Origin of the sequence: Terracoccus sp. 273MFTsu3.1 (assembly GCF_000383675.1) — a bacterium.
In the GTDB taxonomy this organism is placed as follows: Bacteria; Actinomycetota; Actinomycetes; order Actinomycetales; family Dermatophilaceae; genus Terrabacter.
Map to the genome: position 1 here is coordinate 395,578 of NZ_KB911820.1, position 22,143 is coordinate 417,720.

Sequence of the window (22,143 nt, forward strand, 5' to 3'; positions counted from 1 at the left end):
CGGGCGGCGGTGCCTCTATCGTGCCGCTCTGGCGATTGCGACGGGCCCGATGGCCGTAGGCCTGCAGCGGCACAAACCGCGGATGCAACTATTAGCCCCACGGCAGAAAGCTGCCTGCGTGGGCAGCCGCCCGGGAACCTCGGACCAGCGGACGTGACGCCTCAGCGAAATCCGCTATCCATTGCGCGCTGATGAATGCCCAAAAGGCGTGCTGCTTGGCGCTCGCTCGGCACTTTCGGTCGTGCTCCAGTCATCAACCCAACAATATCGTTGTCGGCCGGCGACAAGAGCCGGTTCTCGCGACAAAAAGCGTGAACTTGCTTCCATTCGTCCACGCTGATCTCGAAGATCCTAGACAGTGCCGCAATGTTGGTATCAATCCTCTGTGTAGCCCGAGCGTCCTTGTGGACTTCAGCAGCGACGCTGGCCAAAACCAGTTCGCCTGCGAGGCTGGAGGGAAGTTCATATTGAACCTTCTTGACCAGTTCCCAGCACTGCTCCCGCTTGGCCCACTCGGTCACGTTCTGGATCGGACGCTGCTCTGCGGTTAGCACGCGGAAGCAGAGATGAGCGATGTCTAGGCATGCCTCGAGTAGAGCGGCAGAGGGGTCCTGACGGTTCCAGATCGCGAGAAAATCTAGGCGAGCACCCCGCGCTTGGGTTGCGATGGCATGTGCCAACTTGGCCATTGTGTAGGCAACAATGTTTGCCAAGTAGCCAGACTGGTACCACTCGCTCTTCGCCACCCGCGCTCGAATAGCCTGGAACAAGATGGCTTTCGCGACCAGCTCTTTAAAATATGCCTCGTTGAACTGTGTGTCGTTGCTGGCCCATCGATCCGCAACCGAGTTTGCGAACGCAAGGAAGTTCTTCTGGGCTCCGGCGCTCACCTTGTGGGGTTCTTGGCCCCATGAAACCGAGTATTTGGCGGCATCTGTCTTGGTAATGAGCTGAGCTCTGGGATACACCGCTTCGAACTTTTTGGCCTCAGCAGGGGAAAGCTTTGCCCTTTCGTTCTGGTACTGACCGCGGGTTCGCTCGTAGAACCACTTCGTCTGGAAATGGGTTCCGGCCATGCTGGGCACCAGAACCTGTCGTGACAGGGTCTCCATCCGGACATGGAACGGGCTGTTCGAGAAGAAGTCGGCTTCACTAATCCGATTCTGACTGTTCGCGTAGCGCGAGACGTTTGGAACCAAGTCGACAGCATTCTCAGGCTCGACCACGACGAGCTTCATCTGAACATGGACCTTGGAGAGATCGGGCTTCGGAGAGCTGTCCCGACGCACGTAGAACAATGACGCCGTCGTTTGACCGCCGTTGACAATCTGAAGGTCGCGCACGCGGAGGATGGATCCATCTGGCCCAGTCTCGACATCGGTTGCGGTGGCAGTCACGCCGTTGTTGTAAGCTAGGAATAGATGTGGATCGCTGAGGATTGTCGTGCGGATGCCCCTATTGATGTTTCCCCGTCCACTCAGGAATGATCGCACATTGCTTTCCAGCAGCCGGCTTCCGTACCGGCCATACAAGTCAGCAAGAAGGTTGCCAGGAACGGCCGCCAAGTAGGTCTCAAACTCCCCCTCCCCGCGCACGGTCAAAGCCGGAACGCCGCGTGCGCTCCACTCGGTGAGGTCAAGGTCGAGTTGAGCGCGTCCTTGGGACGAAGTGGCTAAAGCCTCCAACCGTTGCAGGTCCCAAATGTGGAAGTCTACCGGGACGTCGCCCACGCTGGTCGAGGGCAAACTGGCTACCCGTGACCCAAGGGTGAGGTCGGTGAAGAGGTAGAGGCGAAAGCGCGTGATGGCTCGACCTCTGCTGTGTATGTCGCGTGCAAGCTGGACTGCAGCCTCAGATGGCTCTCGGTCTAAGGGAAACGTGCCGGCGACGGCATCGCGCAAGTAGGCCTCGAGCAGGCCGAAGAGGCGTTGGACTTCGGTGTTGCCCATGGTCCCCTCAACGCCAGAACCATCGAAATGCGAGATGGCAAGGGCGACCGAGTCGTCCGTGTCGCCGAGGTCGTGACCGTCGACTCCACTGTTGCGACGGCCACTCTGACCTCTGAAATGGATCGGGATGAGGTTTTCGATTTCTTCAGCAGCGGCCATTCGCTCGGCCATCTCGGTCATGAATGCGGAAGCAGTCAGATCATTGTCAACATCGGCCCGCACCTCGACTGTGTTCAGTAGCTCCAAAAGAAACTCATTCACGATTCATTCCCCCGTCCACCATCCAGGCTTCCAATCCTCGAACGTCCAATTGATACCGCACAGAGCTGACTGGGCTCGGCATGTCGTGGGACCGGAGGCTCGGAAAGTGCGAGTTCACACGAAACACGGTCGCGTTCTGCAACGTGAAACACATCTCCGAATAGTAGTGATCAGACAGGTCCACCCCGAGTCGAGAGACCAAGAGATCGAACAGGTGGCGTTCGGCCGGGTTGACGCCGAGGGCCGCCCTCCATGACTGCACAAGATCGACAAGCGAGCGAGCGCCCGGGGAGTCGATCGAGCGTTCGTCAAGATCGAACACGACTAAATGCAATGTCTTGTCCGCAGGATCAAGCTGCTCCACGGACGACACCTTGACCGTGGTCGCCTTGGACCGTTTGGCCTTGACTTCCCAAACGTGCCCGGAGGGGAAAGTGAAATCCTGAACGCCGCCAAGGGGGCCTGACCATGAGCGCACGATTTCGGCACGAGATCGACCTTGGCTTACGACTGTCTCGCCCGCCCACAACTCCGCCACGAGACCTCGGAGCCTCTCGAGTGTCAGGCGCTTGGGAGGATGCGGCCGAAAGAGCACCTGCCATTGCGCAAGGGCAAGCAGAAACTGGTCGATGGGCGCCAGGCCTGCTCTGGGCACGGCTGACCGCTCGGCCAGATCTACGCCCAGTCGCACGAAAGTAGGGAACAGCGATTGGTCGACGAGTGTCCAAGTAGTGGCCCAGCGTCCGTCCTCGCGCCGGGAGGATGAGGTGGTGACGTCACGACTCAGATCCTCCAGTTCCGGATCTTGGGCGGTGATGAGCACCATCACTGCGCGCCCCTTCTCGTCTGCACCGAAGAGCAGGTTCAGCGGGTGGCTCGGATCGAAATACTTCTTCGCCGGCGACCTGTCTGAACAGAGTCGCGCCCACTGGACCTCGACGTCGTCAGTCTGCATCCGTGCCCCATTCCAACTGCGCAAGCCACCCCTGCTGCGCAACGGTATTGATGATGTAATCGGCGTCGGTGGACGTGTCCTTTACGTCCACGTGGCGGCCAGGTATCGCGATCTTTGTTGCTACGACTAAGTGCTCACTGACGTGATTAAGCCCCAAAGGCGCCTCGTTGTCCTTCCACTTCGGTCTTAGCGGATAGAGCATGAGGACTGGCCGTGGCAGACAGTGGTAGAACGCGGTCTCCGGAACACCCTTGGGACGCTTCCCCTCCGGCCACTTCTTTGAGTTCCAAAATGCGGCCGTTGCTCGTTCCTTGGCCTCCTTCGATATGAAGTTGAGGGATGCCACATCCGAGGAGCCCGCCAGCCTGGCCGAGCCGCCCGACACTCGGAGGACATTGCCGTCCGACGCCGTCAACATGCGCTCGGGCGGATAGATCGGAAGTCCAAGTCGCGTATCGCGATCGCCGGTCTTCCTGCCGTTGGCAAGTACGACATCCCATTTCTGCATACTGGGTGATTTCGCATTGCGCACGAATGTCTGGAGGTTATTTCCCGTCCAGATGAGCTCGGCTTGATCCGTCACCAATGCGTCCAAATAGTCGGCAATTGTCGACTTCGCCACTCCGCGCCAAGCCGGCCAGTCCATGCGATTCGCCGGTTCGGTTGGTGCGCCCATAGCGGTCAACAGCATCCTCAAAGCTGATTCGTTCTGAGCGAGACTTACATCTTCACTACTGAGTCGAACGGTCTCGATTCTGCGGCCGCCAAGAGAGACTGATTTCTTGAAAGTTGTCGCTGCCTTCATCTTGTTTCGCGCAGTTACTAACAAGCTCTCAGGGTGCTTCTTGACGGCGAGCCCGAAGTCCGCTGGAGTCAGACGCTGTGCCTTCATCTCTGCGAGATCGTCTCGGAGCTCTCGAACGGCTTCGTCGACGAACCGGAACTGGTCGGCCACATCGGCTGTGATCCACAGTCTAGTTAAGTCCTGGAATCCGTCACGGTAACCGAACCATCGCGCCATCTGCATTAACGTGTCGAATGCGCCTGCTTGTCGGTAGAAGTAGCTAGTACTCAGGCCATCCAACGTCAGCCCTCGGCTTAACACGTCGCCGCCCACGGCGATCATGCGTGGCGGCTTGTCCCATGCCAGCTCTTGGTCGACTAAGGCCTTGTCGCGGTCGGAGTTCACCAAGGTCACGCGTATGTCGGCCACAGAGGCCCACAGCGAGTCGAGTATCTGGGTCCAAGTGAACTCCACATCCGAGTAGACCTGATCGTAGGTCTCTTCGAGGGACTCGAGGTGCGAATTGGGTTGCCCGTCGGCGTAGGCGGCGGCATGGAACTCCGCAGCGTTGCGTAGCTCGACGGCGTATTGCTCGACTAGTTCATGAACCTGACGCTGGATGTTCTTGAAGCGTGACACGTTCACTAGCATCGAGCGCCCGCCACCATGGCCGCGGAGATCCCTGACCGCCGTGGCGATCAGGAACGTTCTGACCGCCAATTTCAGGCTCGGTGGAAGCCCGGGCACGGAGTCGTTCGACTTGTGCCGGCTGGGCACGTACGCCTCGGCATCCGTCACATCCATCAGCCCGCCGTCGAAAACGTCATCGCTGGTGCCGAACGTCGCGGTGGCGCCCACGTAGTTGGTGGGTGTCTCGAGACTGTAGACGTAATCGCGGGGGAACAGGTCGTTTTGGTGATCGTGATCGATGAATATGTTTGCGAAGGGCGTCGCGGTGAAAGCGATATATGAGCTGCGTGTGAACTTCCCGAGGATGCCCCGGATCGCCGCGTTGATTGCCGTGGGCGACTCCTCGGCGCCTGTGTTCACGGACGCGTAGTCGGACTCATCGTCAAGGAGAAGAAGCGGCAAGTCGATCCGGCCCGTGGTGCCCGCCTGTTGGCCCAGCCACTCTTGAACGGCGTTTAGTACGCTCTTGTTCTTCTTAAGGACGAAGACATACGGAGATGGCGTGTTTTCCGAGACGGTGATGCTGGATGCCATCAGGCTGGACTTGCGGAAATCCTGCATCACCGTGGTCATGCTTTGAGCGTCGGCAATCGTCTCGTTCAATAGACCGATGCCAACGAACTTCTTACTTGCTTGCTGGCTATTTTGACCGCCCTTCTGTGCTATTAGTCTGGTGTCGCGCCCGATGAATGCCTCATCCAAACGTTCCTGAGTCTGCTGCCTGAGGCTCTCTGTGCTTCCGGCAAGTACGATGATCAGTCGGTACCCCGCATCAGCAGCCTTGTTGAATAGCCCGAGATACGTCCCGGTCTTGCCTGACTGGACATCACCGATGACCAAACCACGGCGGCCCCATGTGCCTCCCGCTTTTGGATCGCCTACGAGGTCGAGGATCTCGTCGGTGAGGTGTCCCAGCTTGTCCACGACCTTCGGAGGCCGACCGTTCTGCAGGAGCCATTGCTTGTACGCCTTCCAGCGTGACCATTCGATTTCGCTCCGCATTCCCGGAAGCCAAGAGACGAAGTCCTCCGATGTCACGGCGGTGCCCAGATCGACGTCGATCTGCAGCCGTTGGATGAGCTCACGCGTCATCGAATCGATCTCGTCGGCAGACGCGGCAGGAGCCAGGACCGGTTGTAGGCCGGCGACCATGTCACGAAGCTCCTGCTCTGTGTGCAGACCTGTGCTCAACGCTCCGCTGACCGCGAGCTTGAGCTGTTCCATTGCCACGCTCTCAGCCACGTACGGCCTCCTTGAGGATGTCAGCGCCCCGGGGGTGACCGCTGAATGGTTCGACGTTGATCATGGCTGCGACGAAAGCGTCGCCGGTGGCGGATGGACCGGCAGCGGTCGAATACTTAGTCCACATATCGCGCGCCATCTCTGCGATGGCGGATTCTCCCAAACCGTTCTCCATCACCTGATCCTTTGCCAGACGATTGAAGATATCGTCGCCAGGCATCGTCGCTTCGATCAGGGTCAGTAGCCGTCCCAGCTCGGCCTCTCCCTGTCCCCCAGACGCGACGACGGCGGCGTCCACGGCAGGATGGCTCCTGTTGAGTGAGTACGAGAATCCGTTCTCATGTGTGACGAGCTGCCAGACATGCTGAGTCGCGCTCTTCTCCTTGCGACCCTGCCAGTTGAGGGTGTTCTTGCTGGGCGTGGTCACACGTTCAGCGAACTTCTTCAATCGGCGACGCACCTCGGGGGGCGGCTGTGCGGTGGCCTTCTTGATGTCTAGTGCCCAAAGGTGGTCAAGCGAGTTGGGCACATCGACCTGAACTCTCGAGAGCTTGGCCATGTCCTGTCTCGGAAGGATTCGGAACCACGTTCCCCAAATGACGAGGCGACGGGCCCGATAGATGTAGAAGCCTTGGCTGTCACGAAGTTGTCCAGCCACTTGCAAACTGGCGCGGTCCGCTGAGGAAAGGGTGGTCAGCCGAGGCACGGTGAAGGGCTGGACCGTGACCGTGGAACCCTCCACCTTGAATGACTCGGACGGTAGGCGCTGTGTCCGGCGATGTGTGGAGAGGAAGGGGTCGATGGCGGGGATGGCGCGGCTGTTCAGCCTGATGACCAGCGCCCGTTTGGAGTCCCCGATGAACCGGTGGAAGATGAGGCCGAGATGATCCCTCACGCCCAGCATCGCGGAGTCCATATCGGCCGCCGTTTCGCCTGCGTGCGCTCGCAACTGGTCGAGCTCTCGCCAGAGAACGAGCGTGCCAGATTCGAGGGCCAGGAGTCGCTCCACCCCCGGAAGTGATTCCACCTCGACGGCGTCGAGGCGCAGTAGGGACCAGGTGCCTTCGCGCAAAAGGTGATCTAGGTTCCACGAGTAGGCGACCACGCCTTCACTCGTCTTGCTCACCAAGGTCATGTCGCGGCATTGCGAGAGTGAAGCCGTTTTTAGCCCTAGGCCAAAGCGGCCCAAGTCATGGGCAGGTCGCTGTTCGGTCGAGCTTCGGGCAGCGAGTCGCATCGCCTCTCGTGCCGCTTGACGTGACATGCCCGAGCCGTCGTCTAGTACTGCAACGAAGTCGTCAGGCTCGCTCGCGAACGAGATGTCGATTTGCGAGGCGCCGGCAGTGATCGAGTTATCCACGAGATCGGCGATCGCGGCTTCCAACGTGTAACCAACCGCTCTCATGGACTCCATAAGGTGCGGTTCGGGAGGGATCTGTTCCTCGGTTGCCATTGCCTCGTTGCTTCAGCTTCCTGTTTTCCGCCCCCTGATCTGGGCGCAGAGAAGGACGGGCGCCCCGATAGACCCTCGGAGCCCTGGGGAGCCCAACCATGCCATGAACCAGACATCTAGTGGTCGATCCTGTGAGGCGGTGTGTCCGCCTACTCTTGGCTTAGCCTCCGCTCGACTATGTCAGCCATCATCCTAGGCGCGAGGTGCTCCCAAACGCGTACGGGCTCCCACCCCGCGGCTCGAAGGGCACTGTCGGTGTCCTGATCTCGGATTCGGTTCGCCTCGATCTTCGCCAGCCACCAGTCTCGATTCCTGATCGGTGGAACGAAATGGTCAGGGCAGCCATGCCAAAAGCAGCCGTCGACGAAGACGGCCACGCGGGGTCTGGTAAAGGCGATGTCGACCCGCCGCCTTGGCAGCCCAGGCACGGGGTACTGAACACGGAACCGTCGACCTCGACGGTGCAGCTCGCTCCGTAGGGCAGTCTCGGGTCGTGTCCCCTCTCGGCGCTGCCGACGGAAGCGTTCACGGACTGCAGCGTCAATGGGAGGTTGCGGCGTCGGAGGAGCCGCTGGGGTGTCGGTGCTTGCAGGAATCGGACGTGCGTCCATGCGCTAAGCCTGGCAGCCGCGCCTGCCGACGCAGGTTTTCGCGTGTCACCATCTTCGAATGCTGCGAAGCGCCCGTAACCAAGGACCGCCTTGCTGCAGCCTACGATGCAGGGTCGTGAATGCTGGCGTTGATCGTTGCCGATGCACAGCGGAATCGACTATTGCAGTCTCCAGCCCCCAGATCGCTTGCCCGCTTTCGACGCCAAGACTCCGTCGTTCCGGAGATTCTGGGCCGCCCATCGGAGGTCGTATTGCCAAGTGAAAAATAGGTCTCCAGAAGCGCGCAACTCCGGCTCGTGGTGCTCCCAAACGTGTCGAGCCACCTCGACCACCGACATCTCGCGACCTTGCTCGCGAAGTGCTTGCACGATCCAACTCTCCAAGTCTCTTTTCTCAGCCACGGGGGCAGCTTGGCAGCTTGAGTCGGATGGGGGGTTCATTTGAGCGTGTCGCGAACTTTCATGTGGCGAAGGTGAGGTGATCACGCTTCCGAGTCCGCCAGTGACGTTGCGGATGCCGCCGCAAATCTCCTCGGCCGATGTGGTCTGAGCAGGGAAGTCGTCAACGCCGGCTCGCACCACCCGCCGGGCCACGTCGTGGTGGTCGAAGGCGGTGAACATCAGGACATGCGGCGCCTCAAGGCGCGCTTTCACTGCCCCGATCGTCTCGGTGCCGCCGACCCGCGCCATGCCGACGTAGAGCACGATGAGGTCGCAGGTGCCGCAGGCCAACGCGCACCATCGGGTTCGTCGCCCGATCTCCCGACAAGCAGAGCGATGCTCGGACGACCGCGAAGGTTAGCCAGAAGGTCTGCGACGGCCAGATCGAGCTCACCGGCACCAAGGTGCAGAAGGGCGTCAAGTCCGTCGGTGACCAGTACCTCAACGAGAAGGCGCAGGGCCAGTTCGTCCTCGTCAGCAATATCGGCGACGAGGCACAACTCCTCTCCGACTCGTCTCAGAAGGTGCGCGACGCCAAGGTCCGCGAGTTCCCCGCCGGCACTGGGGTGCGATCTACATCAAGGACAACAAGGTCTTCCTCTAGGAGATCAACCCCGGGAGCGCCGTCAAGAAGACCTCATCTTCGAAATGCCGAGGGCACCGAGCAGGCCGGCATCGAGCTGCACGACTCGCGCTTCTCCGACGGCGTCAACGTCCAGCTCGGCTGAGACGGCGTATGCCGCGGGGTTGGCGTCGCGTGGGGGGTCGGCTCCCACTACGAAGGGCAATTTCTTCAAACCGGCACGGGCATGATCTGCGACGTCCAAGATGAGCCTTTGCCTCAATGAGAAAGCGATCACTCGACGTGAACAGCCAAGACCTGCCCACGCCCAATGCGCCGACCAAGCCGACGATCCAGCTGCCGCCGCCCCTGGGGCAGCCGCCCCAGTCTTGGCCCCCCTCCGCTCCCCAGCCCCTGCCCCAGAAGCGTAGCAAGAAGCACCTGATCGGCTACCCGGTCACCGCCCTGCTGGCGCTCGGCATCGGGGCGGCGGGCGGTGGCAACGCCGACGCAACGCCGCCGGCCACAGCCTCGTCGACCGTGGTGGTCACGCAGACCGTCCCCGTGCCATCGATTGCGACTGCCACGCAGACACTTCGCGCGACCGTGACGGTGGCCGCCTCAAGGGCGCCTGTCGCGGTGGCCGCGCCGAAGCCCGCGAGCAAGGTCACCGTCCCAGATGGCGTGGGCATGAACTATCAGGATGCGCAGGACGCCTGGCGAGCCGCTGGCCTCCATGTCGCTCCGGCCGAGGACGCGACGGGCGCCCACCGGATCCCGGTCCTCGACGCAAACTGGGTCGTCCTGGCCCAGAACCTCCAGGCCGGCAGCAAGGTCGCCGTCGATTCTTTCATCATCGCGACGATCAAGAAGTACAGCGACAACTGACGGAGATTGGCCTCCACGATGATGTCGTCGGGGCCACGTTTCGTGTTCTCCCATGCGAAGGTGCTCTAGCTCGGATCTGATCGACAGAGAAGAGGGTGCGGTATGCCGCAGTACAAGGTCGTCGAGCTCCGCGAGGGGATGCTTGGCGGGAAGATGTCTGGGGACAAGCTTGAGAAGGTGCTCAACGAGTACGGCTCCAAGGGGTGGTCGCTGAAGGCGATCACGTCTGTCGACGTCAAGGGTCGTATCGGGCCCGGCGGCGTCAGCGGCGTCTTGGTGACTTTCGAAAAGGCTGAGCCGCCGACACATCCGTGAAGGTGCGACGCTCAGAATTCTGAGCGTCGCACCTTCACAGTTCCCAAGTCGCCGCAGCCGGCGCCGCGCTGGCGTCTCGTCGGCGCTAGCGCGTCAGTCGCAGTTTGGGCAGGGGCCGGAGACGGGCATCTCCATGAAGCACGTCGGGCAGACCGCGCCGCGCCGAGCCTCCGTGGCGGCCGTCGCCCGCGGCGTACTCGCCCGGACGACCCGCGCCTTCGCGGTCAACGTCGGCACCGCGTCGGCTGGCACGTCAGCCCCCCAGTGGCGGTAGCACTCGAGCCGCGCGGCGGCCGCGCTGTTCTCGCGCTCGAGCGGGTCCGCGATCGGGGCCTCGCCAGCAACACGCAGCGCCTCGTCGTAGCCGGCTCCGACCTGCCCATCGTCCTTGCGGACGACCAGGGACGCGAGCGGCGGCTCGTTGCGCACGTGGTTGACCTTGACCAGGTCGGCGAGCAGGGCGCCGATCCAGTTGCGCATCTGCGCCTTGGTCCGCAGCGACGAGCGGCGCTGGACCTCCTCGGCGAGCTCGGAGTAGGTGATGACGGCGTTGTAGCGACCCGCGGTCTCCACGAGCACCTCGTAGGCGTGCTTCGCCCAGTAGGGCTGGGCGAACTTCGGAGTCACGAACGTCTCGTGGTCAGACATGGTGAGCCATTCGATTCCTTCATGGTGCGTCGACGAAGTACCAGTCTCCACCCAACGCGACCCGGACCCCTACCCGGTCCTGCGCGACAGCCGCCCGGGCGCCGCCGACGGCCGGCGGAAAGGGTCACATCTCCGGGTCCGTCGTGGACTCCGCCGCGATCACGTGCATGACCGCGTTGATGAGGGCCAGGTGGGTGAACGCCTGCGGGAAGTTCCCCAGGTGGCGCCCCGTGTGCGTGTCGATCTCCTCGGCATACAGCTCCAGAGGCCCGGCAAACGAGAGCAGCTTGGCGCACAGCTCGTGCGCCCGCTTGTGCTCGCCGATCTCCGACAGTGCCGACACGAGCCAGAACGAGCAGATCGTGAAGGTCCCCTCCTCGCCGGAGAAGCCGTCGTCCGTCTCGTCGACGCGATACCGCAGCACGAGCCCGTCGACCGTCAGCTCGTCCGCGATCGCCAGCACCGTCGCCCGGATCACCGGGTGGTCCGGCGGCAGGAAGCGCACGAGCGGCGCCAGCAGCAGCGAGGCGTCCAGGGCTGACGACCCGTAGTACTGCGTCAGCACCCCACGCTCGTCGACCCCGTGCTCGAGGATGTCGGCCATGATCTCCTCGGCGGCCAGCTCCCACTCCGCGGCCTGCGAGTCCTCCCCGATCATCGACGCGAGCTTCGCGCCGCGGTCGACCGCGACCCAGCACATGATCTTGGACGACGTGAAGTGCTTGAGCTCGCCGCGCACCTCCCAGATGCCGGCGTCGGGCTCGCGCCAGTGCTTGAGCGCCGTCCGCACCTGCTTGCCGAGGATCGGCCAGATGCGCCCGTCGAGGTGGTCGGCCACCTTCGAGTGGAGATAGACCGAGTCGAGCAGCGCGCCCCAGACGTCGTGCTGCACCTGCGAGTGCGCGGCGTTGCCGATGCGCACGGGCCGCGAGCCGGCATACCCCGGCAGGTGGTCGAGCTCGAACTCCGGCAGCTCTCGCTCCCCGCCGATGCCGTACATGATCTGCAGGTCCTCGTCGCGCTCGGCCATGTCGGCGATGAACGAGAAGAAGTCCACTGCCTCCCAGTCGAACCCGAGCGAGTACATCCCCCACAGGGCGAAGGTCGCGTCACGGATCCACGTGTAGCGGTAGTCGTAGTTTCGTTCTCCACCAATGGTTTCCGGCAGTGACGTCGTCGACGCGGCGGCGATCGCACCGGTCGGCGCATACGTCAGGCCCTTGAGCGTCAGCGCACTCCGCTGGAGGTAGCTGCGCCACGGGTGGTCGGGGAAGCGGCCGCGGGCGAGCCAGTGCTGCCAGTGGTGCGCCGTCCACACGAGCCGCTGGTACGCCTGGCCGAAGTCGGTCGGCGGCGGCTTGTCGCCCCACGAGAGCGCGATGTAGCGGACGTCGCCCTCCCTGAGCAGCGTTCTCGCAGCGGCCTGCCCGCCCTCGAAGCCGAGTCGCAGGTCCGTCGTGAGCGTCAGCACGACGTCCGACCCGTCCGCGACGGCGCGGCCCTGGTGGTAGCCGAGGTCGGTGTAGTCCCACCTCACCGGTCTGCGCCCGTAGTCGAGCACCGGCTCGCACTCCATCACCATCTGCACCTCGCCCGAGACGCAGCGGATCGTCCGCAGCAGCGTGTGCTCGGCGTCGTAGTCCATCGGCGTGCGCCGGTGCTTCGGCGACACCTCGTCGTCGTGACGCCACGGCCCGATGAGGAGCACGTCGCGGACGATGATCCAGCCCGTCGGCGTGCCCCAGCTCGTCTCGAGCACCATCGTGCCCGGCAGGTAGCGCCGCGCCGTCGGCACGCCGACGTCCGACGGCCCGAGCCGGAAGCGCCCCGAGTGCCGCCCGAGCATCGCCCCGAAGACACTCGGCGAGTCCAGGCGTGGCAGGCACATCCAGTCGACGTCGCCGCCCGGCGCCAGGAGCGCCGTCACCTCACCGTCGGACAGGAACCCGTAGTCCGCGATCGGGACCGCCTTGACGCGCCCCGTCGGGCCCGCCGAGCCCGGCGCGCTCGTCGAGGCGTGCGAGGTCGCGACGTCGTCGGCAGATGCGTCCATGAATTCAGAGTGCTCGCGGTCCTCGCTCCGCACAAGGGACGCCTCGCCACGAGGGCGGCGAGCCGCCGGGCGCACCGAGGGCGTATGCCGTCCGCTCCCGCAAGAGCCCGACAAGAGTCCCGCAAGGTCATTCGAATTCGGACATCCAGGCAACCGGGCGGGTCTCCACTGGAGGGAGTCGTCCACCGACGACGCAGACTTCGACGGTTGGCCCGTTGTGGTACGTGAACCGTCACGGGGCCCGAGCTCGCATCGCGAGGCGGGCCCCATCGTCATCCGGACAGCCAGCCCCGCTGAGTCCCCTGATGACCCAATGCACAGTCCCGCCGAGGCAGCGGCCCCGTCTCCAACGGCGGCATCCCGGGCGCGCCCTGCGACAGTGCTCCGCCCGGTGGGGCAGTGACGCAGGCGCCCATCCGCCAACCGGCCAACGAGCCAACAAGCGAATCAGCCGAACAAGCGTCAGGCGACGGCGATGTCGACGAGCAGCTCGGTGGCCAGCCGTTCGAGGTCTGCTCGCAGTGCCGCCGAGTCCGACCCGCCCGGCACGCGCACGACGACGTGCGCCTCGAAGAGCAGCCCGCCGGCCATTGGCGCCTCGCGCGTCCCGGTCGTCATCGTCTCGATCGACAGCTCGTGCCGGTTCAGCACCGACGACACCTCGCGGACGATGCCGGGGCTGTCGTTGCCGAGCAGGTCGATCGTCAGCCGCTTCGCGTCGGCGTCGTCGGCCACGACTGCGTCAGCCTCCGCGCCGGGGTGGGCCGCCACCTCGAGCAGCCCGTCGAGCTCGCGCAGCGCGGCCGTCAGCGCGTCGACCCCTTCAGTGGGCACACCCACGACGACGATGCCGGCGAACTTGCCGGCCAGCTCGGCGAGCTGGCTGTCCTCCCAGTTGCCGTCGTGCGCGGTGACGACGTCCGCGAGAGCACTGACGAGGCCGGCGCGGTCGTCGCCGATGACGGTGAGCACGAGTCTGGGCACATCCGCAGCCTACTGACCGCGCACCGCTCGCGCGGCAGCCCGCGCGACGTCGGGCAACCCGACGACGCAGCACACGGCATACGCCGGCGGGTGACGTCGCCGCGACGCAGTCAGCAGGTAGGCGCCGGGCCGGGTGCACCCGCTTCTTGAGTGCAACCCGGCCCGGTCAAAGGTGGCCGCTCAGCTGGCGGCCTGGGCCCCGACGAGTTCATCCGGCTCGTCGGGGGTCTGGGGGGAGCCCGACGGGGTGTCGGGAGGGGTGTCGGACGGGCGGCGCTCGGCGAGCCCGGCCATGCCCCAGCGCACCGCCGCCGTGCCGAGGTGCCCGAGCGGCCGCGCCACGAGCGTCGAGACGACGCCGGGCAGCGGGATGCCGAGCATCTCGCGCGCCCACCCGGGCAGCAGGGACACGCCACCGGAGGCGAGGGTCCCGTAGCCCGGCCGGGCGTAGAAGGGCAGCGGAGGGTCGAGGAGGAGGAAGCGTGCGGCCTCGCGGGCGGCCGGCGACGTCTCGAGCTCGGGACGGTAGGACGCGAGGACGGCCCGCAGCTCGGCGACCGACGTCGGCGGGTCGACGACGCCGAGCCGCCCGGCCGGGATGCCGGCCTGTGCGACGTAGACGTCGGCCTCGTCGCCGGTCAGCGGCGTGTCGCCGAAGGTCTGGTAGCCGCGGAGGAACGAGTCGATCTCGGCCGCGTGCACCCACATGAGCAGGTGCGGGTCGTCGGCGCGGTAGGGCCGGCCGAGGTGGTCCTTGCCGCGCACCCGCTCGTGGATCGAGCGGACCATCGCGATGGCCTCCTCGGCGTGCTCGATCGTGCCGAAGGTCGTCGTCGTGAGGTAGTGGCTCGTGCGCTGGAGTCGGCCCCACGGGTCGCTCTTGTAGCCGCTGTGGCCGGCGACCCCGGCCATCGCCATCGGGTGCAGCATCTGCAGCAGCAGCGACGTCACGCCCGCCGGGAACATCGAGGCGTCCGCGTGCACCCGCCACACCGGGTCCTCGGGCGTGAACCACCGCTCGCCCCGGGCACCCCAGATCCGCTGCGCGCGGTCGGGGGCGTCGTCACCCGCGACCTTGCTGCGCAGCATGACGCCGAGCTGGCGCTGCAGCAGCCGGGCTCCTGCGGTGGGACTCATGCTCGACAACATAACCGCAGGTCAGGGGCGCGCGGAAACGATCTGTACAGGGTTTGGGACGGCCTGGTCGAACGTGTGTCCACCCCGATCGTGCGGGCGCGTGAGGACACGTGCGGTTGCCTGCTGTTGAATGTCGTCACGCTCATGGCGCAGACCACAGCCGTCTGCGCGTGGCCGGTGCTCGCAGACTCAGTCGAGCGTGATCCGGATGCCGGCGCGCGGGCCACGCGGCCGCACCCGGTCGGTGACCGCGGCCACAGCGTCACCCAGCCGCGCCATGACGTACTTGCGGCCCATGGCGCGCTTGACCGCGGCGACGCCCTCGGGGCTGCGGTCGACGACGGCCGTGCCGGCATACGTCGGCGCCCCCTCGGGCACGCGCCCGCGGATGTCGCACGGACGCAGCTCGACCCGGGAGGTGTGCGCGAGCCGCTTGAGCTTGCCGCTCGGGTCGACCGTGATGACGACGAGGTCGCCGCCGTCGCGCGCGACCCACACGGGCGAGCTCACCGGGGCCCCCGTCCGGCGGAACGTCGTCAGCGACACGTAGCGGTTGGCGTTGACGACGTCGACGTCGTCCGGCATGGGGCTCACGCCGCCAGCGTATGCCGTGTGGCCAGCTCCCAGCCCTCGCCGAGGACGTGCCCGCCGCGCGACTCAGGCCAGCGTGCGCACCACCGCGACGACGCCGATGGCGAGGGCCGTCGCCGCCATGAGCGCCGCGGTCGTCGTCGCTGCGGCGCCGGCGCGACCCGGTCGACGGGCCAGGGCTGCAGCCGTGGCCGTGAACGCGGCGAGGAGGAGCCCCAGGGTCATGAGGTTCGCCGCGTCGCCACGGCGCTGCGAGGAGTCGACCGCCTCGTGCTGGGCGGCGAGGAGCCGGTCGTAGTCCGCCGGCTCGGACGTCACCATCGCGACGACGTCGGCCGGGACCCCGTCGGACTCGGTGGGCGGCGCCGTCATCGCGCCGGCGACCTGCGCCCACGTCGACGCCGCTGCGGCATCGGCGCTCGCGAGCTCGGGCTGCCCCGGCACGTCGTCTCCCACGGCGACGAACCGCCTCGCGAGAGAGAGCATCCCGAGCTGCACCTGCTCCTGCTGGCTCCGGAGCGCGAACGAGGTGTAGAGCTGGCTCGCCAGTAGCGATCCCGTGATCGTCGTCGCCCGCCGTGACGACTCGGCGTCGTCGCGCGCCGACCCGCTCGAGAGCACGAGCTGGGCCGCGGTCAGGACTGGCAGCAGCAGCCACGCGACGAGGGCCACGCCGGCGGCCAGGCGCTGGGCCCGGGTCCGCTCCTGCCACGGCTGGGGCACGAGCCCGACGTCGTCGTCGCCCTCGGGCGTGCCCTCGGAGGGCGTCCCGGACGCCGCCCGTGCCCGGTGACGGTTGCCCGCCGTGCGGACGACGACGAACGCGGCCGCGGCGACGACCGACAGCGCAGCGAGCCGCAACGCCCACGCCGCTCGTGCGTCGCCGTCGGCGACGGCGTCCTTGACGCCCTGAGGGTCGGCCCCCGTCAGGGTGAGCGCGTCCGCGAGACGCGAGCTCACGGCATACCCGTGGTCGCTGCGCTCGTAGTCGGCGGAGAGCAGGGAGCTGCCCGCCTGCTGGAGACCCGCCCGCAGCTCGCCGGCGGTCTTGCGCAGCGTCGCCGCCTCTGCGGCCGCGAGCCGGCTGCCGGGCGTCGCGAGACCCCGCGACGTGACCGCGTCGGAGGCGTCCTGGAGGGCGTCGGCCCGCACCTCGAGCAGCGCGAGGTCGAGGGCGACCGGTGCCTGGTCCTGGTAGAGGTGACGCACCTCCTCGACGGTGAGGGCCATCGAGCGGGTCTCGAGCCGGGTCGACTGGAGCCAGGCGCCACCCGCCTCGGCGGCGAGCCACGTGCCACCGGCGAGCAGCGCCGCGACGAGGACCGAGACGGCGACCTGCGCCGGGTTCGAGCGGATCCGCGCCGCCCACCCGTCCAGGCGTCCGGCCGCGCGTTCGGCCGGTGACTCCGGCACGGTCACCGGGGTGCCTCCTGCGTCACCGGCTCGTAGGTCACTGCTCCGAACTTGCCGACTAGGACGAGGTTCTCGCCCTCACGCGACCACGTGTACATCTCCTTCGACAGGTCGTCAAGCGGCCGGCCGTCGTAGCTGCCGGACGGCGAGTCCGGGTCGTGCAGGGTCTGCGTGCCGCCCTGCGGGGTCAGCACCAGCGTCGAGCCGCTCACGTCGGCGACGCCCGTGGTGCCGATGTCGAACTCGAAGGTGCCGCTCGAGCGCGACTGCATGAGCACCTCGGCCCGCTCGAAGCGTCCGTCGGGCCGGAAGGTGTAGAGCACCTCGGCCGATCCCTGGTCAAGGCTCTGCCACGTGCCCGCGAGCTCGCCGGGGAGCACGGTCCCGCCGGGATCCGGAGCCGGGCTGGGCGTCGGCGTCGGAGCCGGGGTCGGCGTCGGGGCGGGTGTCGAGGTCTGATCCGGCGTGGGGGAGGCCGTGACCGTCACGGTCGTCTCGGACGGTGTGGCCCCCGGTTGCGACGTCCCGCAGGCGGCGAGCGATGCCGGCGCCACCGTCGCCGCGGCGAGCGCGAGCACCGTGGTCCGGCGCCACCGGGTGCGCGCGGGTGCGTTTGAGGTCAGGTGGTGGTTCATCGGCTTGGGCATCGGGCTCGCCCTCCTCGTGCCGGGCACCTCGACGGTGCCTCTCCCCATCGGATGCGGGGGCCCGGGCCGGTGATACGTGCCGACCCCCTCGTGACGCGGCAGCGTGCGCACAATGGGCCATGGCACTCGCGCTCTGCCTTCTGCTCGACCGCAGGTCCGACCGCGCCGTCCGCGCGCTCTGGGAGCGGCTCGAGGAGGACGGCGTCCCGACGCTGCTCACCCACACGCACGGCCACCACGTGCCCCACCTGTCGTATGCCGTCCTGCTGGCCTGGGAGCAGGAGGCGGCCCGCGCCGCCGTGGCCGGCCTGGGCGACGGCGGCCCGGTCGAGGTGTCGGTGCAGGGCACGGTGGTCTTCCCGCGCGGACGTGTGGCGCTCGCCGGGTCGGCGTCGGTCGCTCTCGCCTGTCGGCAGGCCCGGGCGGTCGAGGCGCTGCGGGCCACCGGCGCGACGATCCACCGCCACTACGAGCCCGGTCACTGGATGCCGCACGTGTCGGCCACGACCGGGGTGCCCGGTGCGCGGCTGCCGGTCGTCGTCGACGCGGTGTCGGACCGGTTGCCGCTGACGCTGCGGTGCGACCGGGCCGCGCTCATCGACACGACCGTCGGCACGACGTGGGAGCTGTCCGGAGTGCCCTGACGAGACCGGTATGAGTACCGGTGCCCAGTATCGACAGGGCCGCCCGCGTCTCTTCTCCCCGACCAACCACCAACCTTCGGGGAAAGACACACGACCATGCGCATCAGCTTCACGCCCGCCGAGAACGGCTTCGCCTTCAGCAACGGCTTCACCAACCACGTCCTCCGGATCCCGGCCGTCGGGGTCGACATCACGACCCGCGGCCGCTGCGGCGGCATGGCTGCCGCCGCCATGGACTACTGGTACGCCGGACTCGCCATGTCGACGAACGGCACGCTGCCGCAGGATGGCTCGCTCGTCGCCGACTACATCTACGCCCGGCTCATGGACACCTTCGTCGACAACGGCCTGAAGTTCGTCCAGTACGCGACGAGCCTCGACCACCCGACCTGGCTGCGCGGCAAGGGCGTCGCCCGGATGACCCGCGAGGACGAGCTGCCCAAGCTCAAGGCACGACTCAACTCCGGCCAGCCCGTCCTGCTCGGCCTGACCCAGGCCCGCTCGGTCACCGAGCTGGGCAACGACCACCAGGTCGTCGCGTACGGCTGGGAGCAGGACAGCCGCTACACCTACGTCCTCGTCTACGACAACAACAACCCGGGCCAGGAGGTCCGGCTCAAGCTGACCACCGTCGACGACCCGGCCGAGCGCGCCATCACCGGCAGCAACGGCAAGACGTGGCGCGGGCTCTTCGTCGAGAGCTACACGCGCAAGGTGCCGAGCTATCTCGCCGACGGCCGCGTCATCCACGACTCGACCGACCCGCGCATCATGGTGATCCGCGGTGGCGGCCAGTTCTGGGTGCCCTCACCCGCCGAGTTCGATGCGTGCGGGCTGCGCTGGGACGCCGTCGTGTCGGCCAAGCCCGGGTCGATGGCCCACGTCGCGACGCACCCCGGCAACGGCACGCTCGTCCGCGAGCGCGGCACCGACCCGATCCACGTCGTCTACGGCGGCAAGCCCTTCTGGATCCCGTCGCCCGAGGTCTTCGAGGGACTCGGCCTCGACTGGGGCAAGGTCCGCGAGATCCCGCAGGGGTCGCTCGCCGGCCTGCGCCAGATGCCGCTCGACCGGACACTGCTGCGCGAGCGGTCCGCCGACCCGGTGTGGCTCGTCGACGGCGGGCGCCTGCGTCACGTCACGAGCCAGGCCGTCATGGACCGGCTCGGCCTCGAGTGGGACTGCGTCCGCGTCGTTCCCGACGGCGCTCTCGCGGGTCTCGCGACGGGGTCGCCGATCAGCTGAGAAGGCTTGAGGGACTAGTCACTTCTGGTCCGTTTGTGCCATCTTGCGTCATTTCCACGAACTGCGCCGACACCGGCGTGTCACTCTGTCGCGGTCGCCCTGGGGCGGGACACTCGTTCCCAGGAAGACCAAGACTTCGACGGTTGGCCCGTTGTGGTACGTGAACCGTCACTGGTAGCCCGGACTCGCGAACGCGAGCCGGGCTCCAACACTTTCCGGGGAGCTTCGCGTCGACTCCGTCGTGGGGACTGGCCGGGCGGTGACGCGGATCTCGCCGCCCGCCAACGGTTTCCGGACTACCGTGAAGAGCATGAGGCGCCTCGTCGCACCGGTGGTCGTCGGCGCCGCGGTCCTGTCCGTGGTGACGCTGCGGTGGTCGGCGCTGCACTGGGGTGCGACGACAGAGGAGACGCGCGAGCACCTCCCGGGCGACGAGATCTTCGCGGTGGCCGGCCTCGTCGCGACGCGGGCCATCACCATCGAGGTGCCGCCCGAGGACGTCTGGCCGTGGGTCGTGCAGCTCGGCGCCGACCGCGGCGGTTTCTACAGCTACGACAGGCTCGAGAACCTCGCCGGCTGCCGACTGCACAGCGCCGACATCATCGTCCCGGAATGGCAGCACCTCGCGGTCGGTGACCTCGTGCGCCTCCACCCGCAGGTCGCTCTCGCCGTCGCCGCGGTCGACCCCGGGCGGTCACTCGTGCTGCACGCCGCCCCGGCCATGCCCGGTGACCCGGAGGCCGCGCCGTACGACTTCACGTGGTCGTTCGTCCTGCGCCGACACCCGCACCGCGCGACCCGGCTCATCACCCGCGAGCGCTTCGCCTACACCCACCGCTGGTCGCCGCTTCTCGTCGAGCCGGTCTCGGCCGCGAGCTCGCTCATGAGCCAGAAGATGCTCCGCGGCATCCGCGACCGCGCCGAGCGCGCGACCAGGGCGTGAGCCGCGCGCCCGAGCATGCCTCGCCCGCCCGAGCACGCCTCGCCCGCCCGTGCACGCCTCAGGCGCTGCTCAGCCGACCGATGTCTCCGCGGCGACCACCCGTCGTCCGCGCGTGAAGTAGGCGAGCGGTCCGACGACGTTGATCGCGATGATCGCGGCCCACTTCCCCTTGCTCCCCACGATCTCGCTCGCCGGCCGCCGGGCCAGGTCGGCCCACGCCGTCGCCGCCAGCGACAGCTGCACGCAGCCCGCGACGAGGATCGCCCGCTGCTGGCTGCTCGACAGGTCCGACCACTTCTTCTTCTGTGCCATGACCCCTCCTCAGGGACGGTGGAGATCTCGGTGCTGGAACGCGGGTGGGACCGTGGACGGGTGTCTGCGTGCAGGTTCGACGCTCACCGCAGGATCGCCCGGAAGGCGTCGAGGAGGATCTCGAGCTCCATCTCGCCGATGACGAGCGGGGGAGCGATGCGCACCGTCGAGCCGTGCGTGTCCTTGACGAGGACGCCGTGGTCGAGAAGTCGGTGTGACGCCTCGCGCCCGGTCATGAGGCGCGGGTCGATGTCGACGCCGGCCCAGAGACCGCGGCAGCGCACCGCCTCGACGCCGTGCCCGAGCAGCTCGCGCAGCCCGTCGTCGAGGAGCGCGCCGAGGTGCCGCGCCCGCTGCTGGAACTCGCCGGTCGAGAGCAGGCCGACGACCGCCTGTCCGACCGCCGCTGCGAGCGGGTTGCCGCCGAAGGTCGACCCGTGGCTGCCCGGCGTGAAGACGCCGAGCACGTCGCGGTCCGCGACGACCGCCGACACCGGGACGATCCCCCCGCCGAGCGCCTTGCCGAGGACGTAGATGTCGGGCACGACGCCCTCGACGTCGCAGGCGAAGGTCGTGCCGGTGCGGCCGAGCCCCGACTGGATCTCGTCGGCGACCATGAGCACGTTGCGGTCCCGGGTGAGCCCACGGACGTCGCGCAGCCATCCGTCGGGCGGGACGATGACGCCGCCCTCGCCCTGGATCGGCTCGAGAAGCACGGCGACCGTGTCGTCGGTGATCGCGGACTCGAGCGCCTCGAGGTCACCGAAGGGCACCATGTCGAAGCCCGGTGTGTAGGGGCCGTAGTGGTCGTGCGCGAGCGGGTCGTCGGAGAAGCTGACGATCGTCGTCGTGCGGCCGTGGAAGTTGCCGGCCATGACGACGATCCGGGCCCGGCCGTCCGGCACGCCCTTGACCTCGTAGCCCCACCGCCGCGCCGTCTTGATGGCCGTCTCGACGGCCTCGGCGCCGGTGTTCATCGGCAGCACGAGCTCCTTGCCGGCGAGCGTCGCGAGGTCCCGGCAGAACGGCCCGAGCCGGTCGCTGTGGAAGGCCCGGCTCGTCAGCGTCAGCCGGTCGAGCTGCGACCGAGCCGCGGCGACGAGCGTCGGGTGGAGGTGGCCGAAGTTGAGGGCCGAGTAGCCGGCCAGCGCGTCGAGGTAGCGGCGACCGTCGACATCCGTCACCCACGCGCCCTCGGCAGACGCGATGACGACGGGCAGCGGGTTGTAGTTGCCCGCGATCCAGCTCTGCGCCAAGGAGACGTGCTCGTGTGTGGTCCCGGTCCGTGCCGCCGTGTCGCTCACCCTTCGATCGTGGCACCGGCCTGCTTCGACGGCGGCCGAATGTGACTCGAAACCGGGGTGATCCCGCTCTCG

Annotated in this window: 20 protein-coding genes; 6 read left to right on the forward strand and 14 right to left on the reverse strand. The window is 66.9% G+C overall.

The features are described 5' to 3' along the window. Nucleotides 1–161: 161 nt before the first annotated feature. The 5 genes from H283_RS23690 to H283_RS27045 form a co-directional block, all read right to left on the reverse strand. Entirely contained in the window at nucleotides 162–2,210 is a 2,049-nt protein-coding gene (locus H283_RS23690) for an AIPR family protein (RefSeq protein ID WP_020141796.1), read from the reverse strand. After that, nucleotides 2,203–3,165 (reverse strand): PD-(D/E)XK motif protein, encoded by a 963-nt coding sequence (locus tag H283_RS0101800; protein WP_020141797.1) that lies wholly within the window; start codon nucleotides 3,163–3,165, stop codon nucleotides 2,203–2,205. Before H283_RS0101800 ends, H283_RS23690 begins: the two co-directional genes overlap by 8 nt. Continuing rightward, nucleotides 3,155–5,881, reverse strand: a complete 2,727-nt coding sequence (locus H283_RS23695) for a Z1 domain-containing protein (protein ID WP_020141798.1) — start codon at nucleotides 5,879–5,881, stop codon at nucleotides 3,155–3,157. The genes H283_RS0101800 and H283_RS23695 overlap by 11 nt, the downstream gene beginning before the upstream one ends. After that, nucleotides 5,874–7,334: an ATP-binding protein gene (locus tag H283_RS23700; protein WP_020141799.1), complete on the reverse strand. Its 1,461-nt coding sequence runs from the start codon at nucleotides 7,332–7,334 to the stop codon at nucleotides 5,874–5,876. The genes H283_RS23695 and H283_RS23700 overlap by 8 nt, the downstream gene beginning before the upstream one ends. Before the next feature lie 149 nt (nucleotides 7,335–7,483). Then, on the reverse strand, nucleotides 7,484–7,945 hold the full coding sequence (locus tag H283_RS27045; RefSeq protein WP_081633748.1) for a very short patch repair endonuclease: 462 nt from the start codon (nucleotides 7,943–7,945) through the stop codon (nucleotides 7,484–7,486). Nucleotides 7,946–8,684: 739 nt separating this feature from the next. Here H283_RS27045 and H283_RS27485 point away from each other — a divergent pair. The 3 genes from H283_RS27485 (at nucleotide 8,685) to H283_RS0101820 (ending at nucleotide 10,150) form a co-directional block, all read left to right on the forward strand. Further along, nucleotides 8,685–9,113: a DUF4352 domain-containing protein gene (locus H283_RS27485; protein WP_156022915.1), complete on the forward strand. Its 429-nt coding sequence runs from the start codon at nucleotides 8,685–8,687 to the stop codon at nucleotides 9,111–9,113. A gap of 116 nt (nucleotides 9,114–9,229) precedes the next feature. Beyond that, on the forward strand, nucleotides 9,230–9,835 hold the full coding sequence (locus tag H283_RS26405) for a PASTA domain-containing protein (RefSeq protein ID WP_156022916.1): 606 nt from the start codon (nucleotides 9,230–9,232) through the stop codon (nucleotides 9,833–9,835). 102 nt (nucleotides 9,836–9,937) lie between these two features. Continuing rightward, complete coding sequence (locus H283_RS0101820) at nucleotides 9,938–10,150, forward strand: DUF4177 domain-containing protein (RefSeq protein WP_020141801.1); 213 nt, start codon at nucleotides 9,938–9,940, stop codon at nucleotides 10,148–10,150. Nucleotides 10,151–10,243: 93 nt separating this feature from the next. On the opposite strand, the gene H283_RS0101825 is transcribed toward H283_RS0101820, so the two are convergent. The 7 genes from H283_RS0101825 to H283_RS28005 all read right to left on the reverse strand — a co-directional run bounded on the left by H283_RS0101825 (nucleotide 10,244) and on the right by H283_RS28005 (nucleotide 17,623). Next, nucleotides 10,244–10,798, reverse strand: a complete 555-nt coding sequence (locus H283_RS0101825; RefSeq protein WP_020141802.1) for a hypothetical protein — start codon at nucleotides 10,796–10,798, stop codon at nucleotides 10,244–10,246. Nucleotides 10,799–10,922: 124 nt separating this feature from the next. Beyond that, nucleotides 10,923–12,851 (reverse strand): glycoside hydrolase family 15 protein, encoded by a 1,929-nt coding sequence (locus H283_RS0101830; RefSeq protein ID WP_020141803.1) that lies wholly within the window; start codon nucleotides 12,849–12,851, stop codon nucleotides 10,923–10,925. A gap of 462 nt (nucleotides 12,852–13,313) precedes the next feature. Then, a complete protein-coding gene (locus H283_RS0101835) occupies nucleotides 13,314–13,835 on the reverse strand; it encodes a glycine cleavage system protein R (RefSeq protein ID WP_043647906.1) in 522 nt (173 codons plus the stop codon). A gap of 180 nt (nucleotides 13,836–14,015) precedes the next feature. After that, the gene (locus tag H283_RS0101840; RefSeq protein ID WP_020141805.1) at nucleotides 14,016–14,972 is read right to left on the reverse strand and encodes an oxygenase MpaB family protein; all 957 of its coding nucleotides are present in this window, start codon (nucleotides 14,970–14,972) and stop codon (nucleotides 14,016–14,018) included. 189 nt (nucleotides 14,973–15,161) lie between these two features. Further along, on the reverse strand, nucleotides 15,162–15,557 hold the full coding sequence (locus tag H283_RS0101845; RefSeq protein ID WP_020141806.1) for a PPOX class F420-dependent oxidoreductase: 396 nt from the start codon (nucleotides 15,555–15,557) through the stop codon (nucleotides 15,162–15,164). A 72-nt stretch (nucleotides 15,558–15,629) separates the two neighbouring features. Further along, the gene (locus H283_RS26410; protein ID WP_020141807.1) at nucleotides 15,630–16,982 is read right to left on the reverse strand and encodes a hypothetical protein; all 1,353 of its coding nucleotides are present in this window, start codon (nucleotides 16,980–16,982) and stop codon (nucleotides 15,630–15,632) included. Then, the gene (locus H283_RS28005; RefSeq protein ID WP_196805889.1) at nucleotides 16,979–17,623 is read right to left on the reverse strand and encodes a hypothetical protein; all 645 of its coding nucleotides are present in this window, start codon (nucleotides 17,621–17,623) and stop codon (nucleotides 16,979–16,981) included. The genes H283_RS26410 and H283_RS28005 overlap by 4 nt, the downstream gene beginning before the upstream one ends. A 119-nt stretch (nucleotides 17,624–17,742) precedes the next feature. Between H283_RS28005 and H283_RS0101865 the strand changes: the two genes are divergently transcribed. The 3 genes from H283_RS0101865 to H283_RS0101875 all read left to right on the forward strand — a co-directional run bounded on the left by H283_RS0101865 (nucleotide 17,743) and on the right by H283_RS0101875 (nucleotide 20,455). Then, nucleotides 17,743–18,267 carry a 2'-5' RNA ligase family protein gene (locus H283_RS0101865; protein WP_020141810.1) on the forward strand — a complete coding sequence of 175 codons (525 nt, stop codon included), beginning with the start codon at nucleotides 17,743–17,745 and terminating at the stop codon, nucleotides 18,265–18,267. A 96-nt stretch (nucleotides 18,268–18,363) separates the two neighbouring features. Continuing rightward, nucleotides 18,364–19,512: a hypothetical protein gene (locus H283_RS0101870; RefSeq protein ID WP_020141811.1), complete on the forward strand. Its 1,149-nt coding sequence runs from the start codon at nucleotides 18,364–18,366 to the stop codon at nucleotides 19,510–19,512. Nucleotides 19,513–19,822: 310 nt separating this feature from the next. Next, the gene (locus H283_RS0101875) at nucleotides 19,823–20,455 is read left to right on the forward strand and encodes a hypothetical protein (protein ID WP_028785262.1); all 633 of its coding nucleotides are present in this window, start codon (nucleotides 19,823–19,825) and stop codon (nucleotides 20,453–20,455) included. Between the two features lie 69 nt (nucleotides 20,456–20,524). Here H283_RS0101875 and H283_RS0101880 read toward each other — a convergent pair whose 3' ends face one another. Both H283_RS0101880 and rocD read right to left on the reverse strand, forming a co-directional pair. Further along, nucleotides 20,525–20,767 carry a hypothetical protein gene (locus tag H283_RS0101880; RefSeq protein ID WP_020141813.1) on the reverse strand — a complete coding sequence of 81 codons (243 nt, stop codon included), beginning with the start codon at nucleotides 20,765–20,767 and terminating at the stop codon, nucleotides 20,525–20,527. A gap of 83 nt (nucleotides 20,768–20,850) precedes the next feature. Beyond that, nucleotides 20,851–22,071, reverse strand: coding sequence for an ornithine--oxo-acid transaminase (gene rocD / locus H283_RS0101885; RefSeq protein WP_020141814.1), 1,221 nt, complete (start codon nucleotides 22,069–22,071; stop codon nucleotides 20,851–20,853). Between the last annotated feature and the right edge of the window lie 72 nt (nucleotides 22,072–22,143).

Excerpts from the sequence above, each read along its gene's own strand:
- H283_RS0101800 (WP_020141797.1), bottom strand. The coding sequence starts at position 3,165 with ATGCAGACTGACGACGTCGAGGTCCAGTGGGCGCGACTCTGTTCAGAC.
- H283_RS23700 (WP_020141799.1), bottom strand. The coding sequence starts at position 7,334 with ATGGCAACCGAGGAACAGATCCCTCCCGAACCGCACCTTATGGAGTCC.
- H283_RS27045 (WP_081633748.1), bottom strand. The coding sequence starts at position 7,945 with ATGGACGCACGTCCGATTCCTGCAAGCACCGACACCCCAGCGGCTCCT.
- H283_RS26405 (WP_156022916.1), top strand. The coding sequence starts at position 9,230 with ATGAGAAAGCGATCACTCGACGTGAACAGCCAAGACCTGCCCACGCCC.
- H283_RS0101820 (WP_020141801.1), top strand. The coding sequence starts at position 9,938 with ATGCCGCAGTACAAGGTCGTCGAGCTCCGCGAGGGGATGCTTGGCGGG.
- H283_RS0101825 (WP_020141802.1), bottom strand. The coding sequence starts at position 10,798 with ATGTCTGACCACGAGACGTTCGTGACTCCGAAGTTCGCCCAGCCCTAC.
- H283_RS0101830 (WP_020141803.1), bottom strand. The coding sequence starts at position 12,851 with ATGGACGCATCTGCCGACGACGTCGCGACCTCGCACGCCTCGACGAGC.
- H283_RS0101840 (WP_020141805.1), bottom strand. The coding sequence starts at position 14,972 with ATGAGTCCCACCGCAGGAGCCCGGCTGCTGCAGCGCCAGCTCGGCGTC.
- H283_RS0101845 (WP_020141806.1), bottom strand. The coding sequence starts at position 15,557 with ATGCCGGACGACGTCGACGTCGTCAACGCCAACCGCTACGTGTCGCTG.
- H283_RS28005 (WP_196805889.1), bottom strand. The coding sequence starts at position 17,623 with ATGCCCAAGCCGATGAACCACCACCTGACCTCAAACGCACCCGCGCGC.
- H283_RS0101865 (WP_020141810.1), top strand. The coding sequence starts at position 17,743 with ATGGCACTCGCGCTCTGCCTTCTGCTCGACCGCAGGTCCGACCGCGCC.
- H283_RS0101870 (WP_020141811.1), top strand. The coding sequence starts at position 18,364 with ATGCGCATCAGCTTCACGCCCGCCGAGAACGGCTTCGCCTTCAGCAAC.
- H283_RS0101875 (WP_028785262.1), top strand. The coding sequence starts at position 19,823 with ATGAGGCGCCTCGTCGCACCGGTGGTCGTCGGCGCCGCGGTCCTGTCC.
- H283_RS0101880 (WP_020141813.1), bottom strand. The coding sequence starts at position 20,767 with ATGGCACAGAAGAAGAAGTGGTCGGACCTGTCGAGCAGCCAGCAGCGG.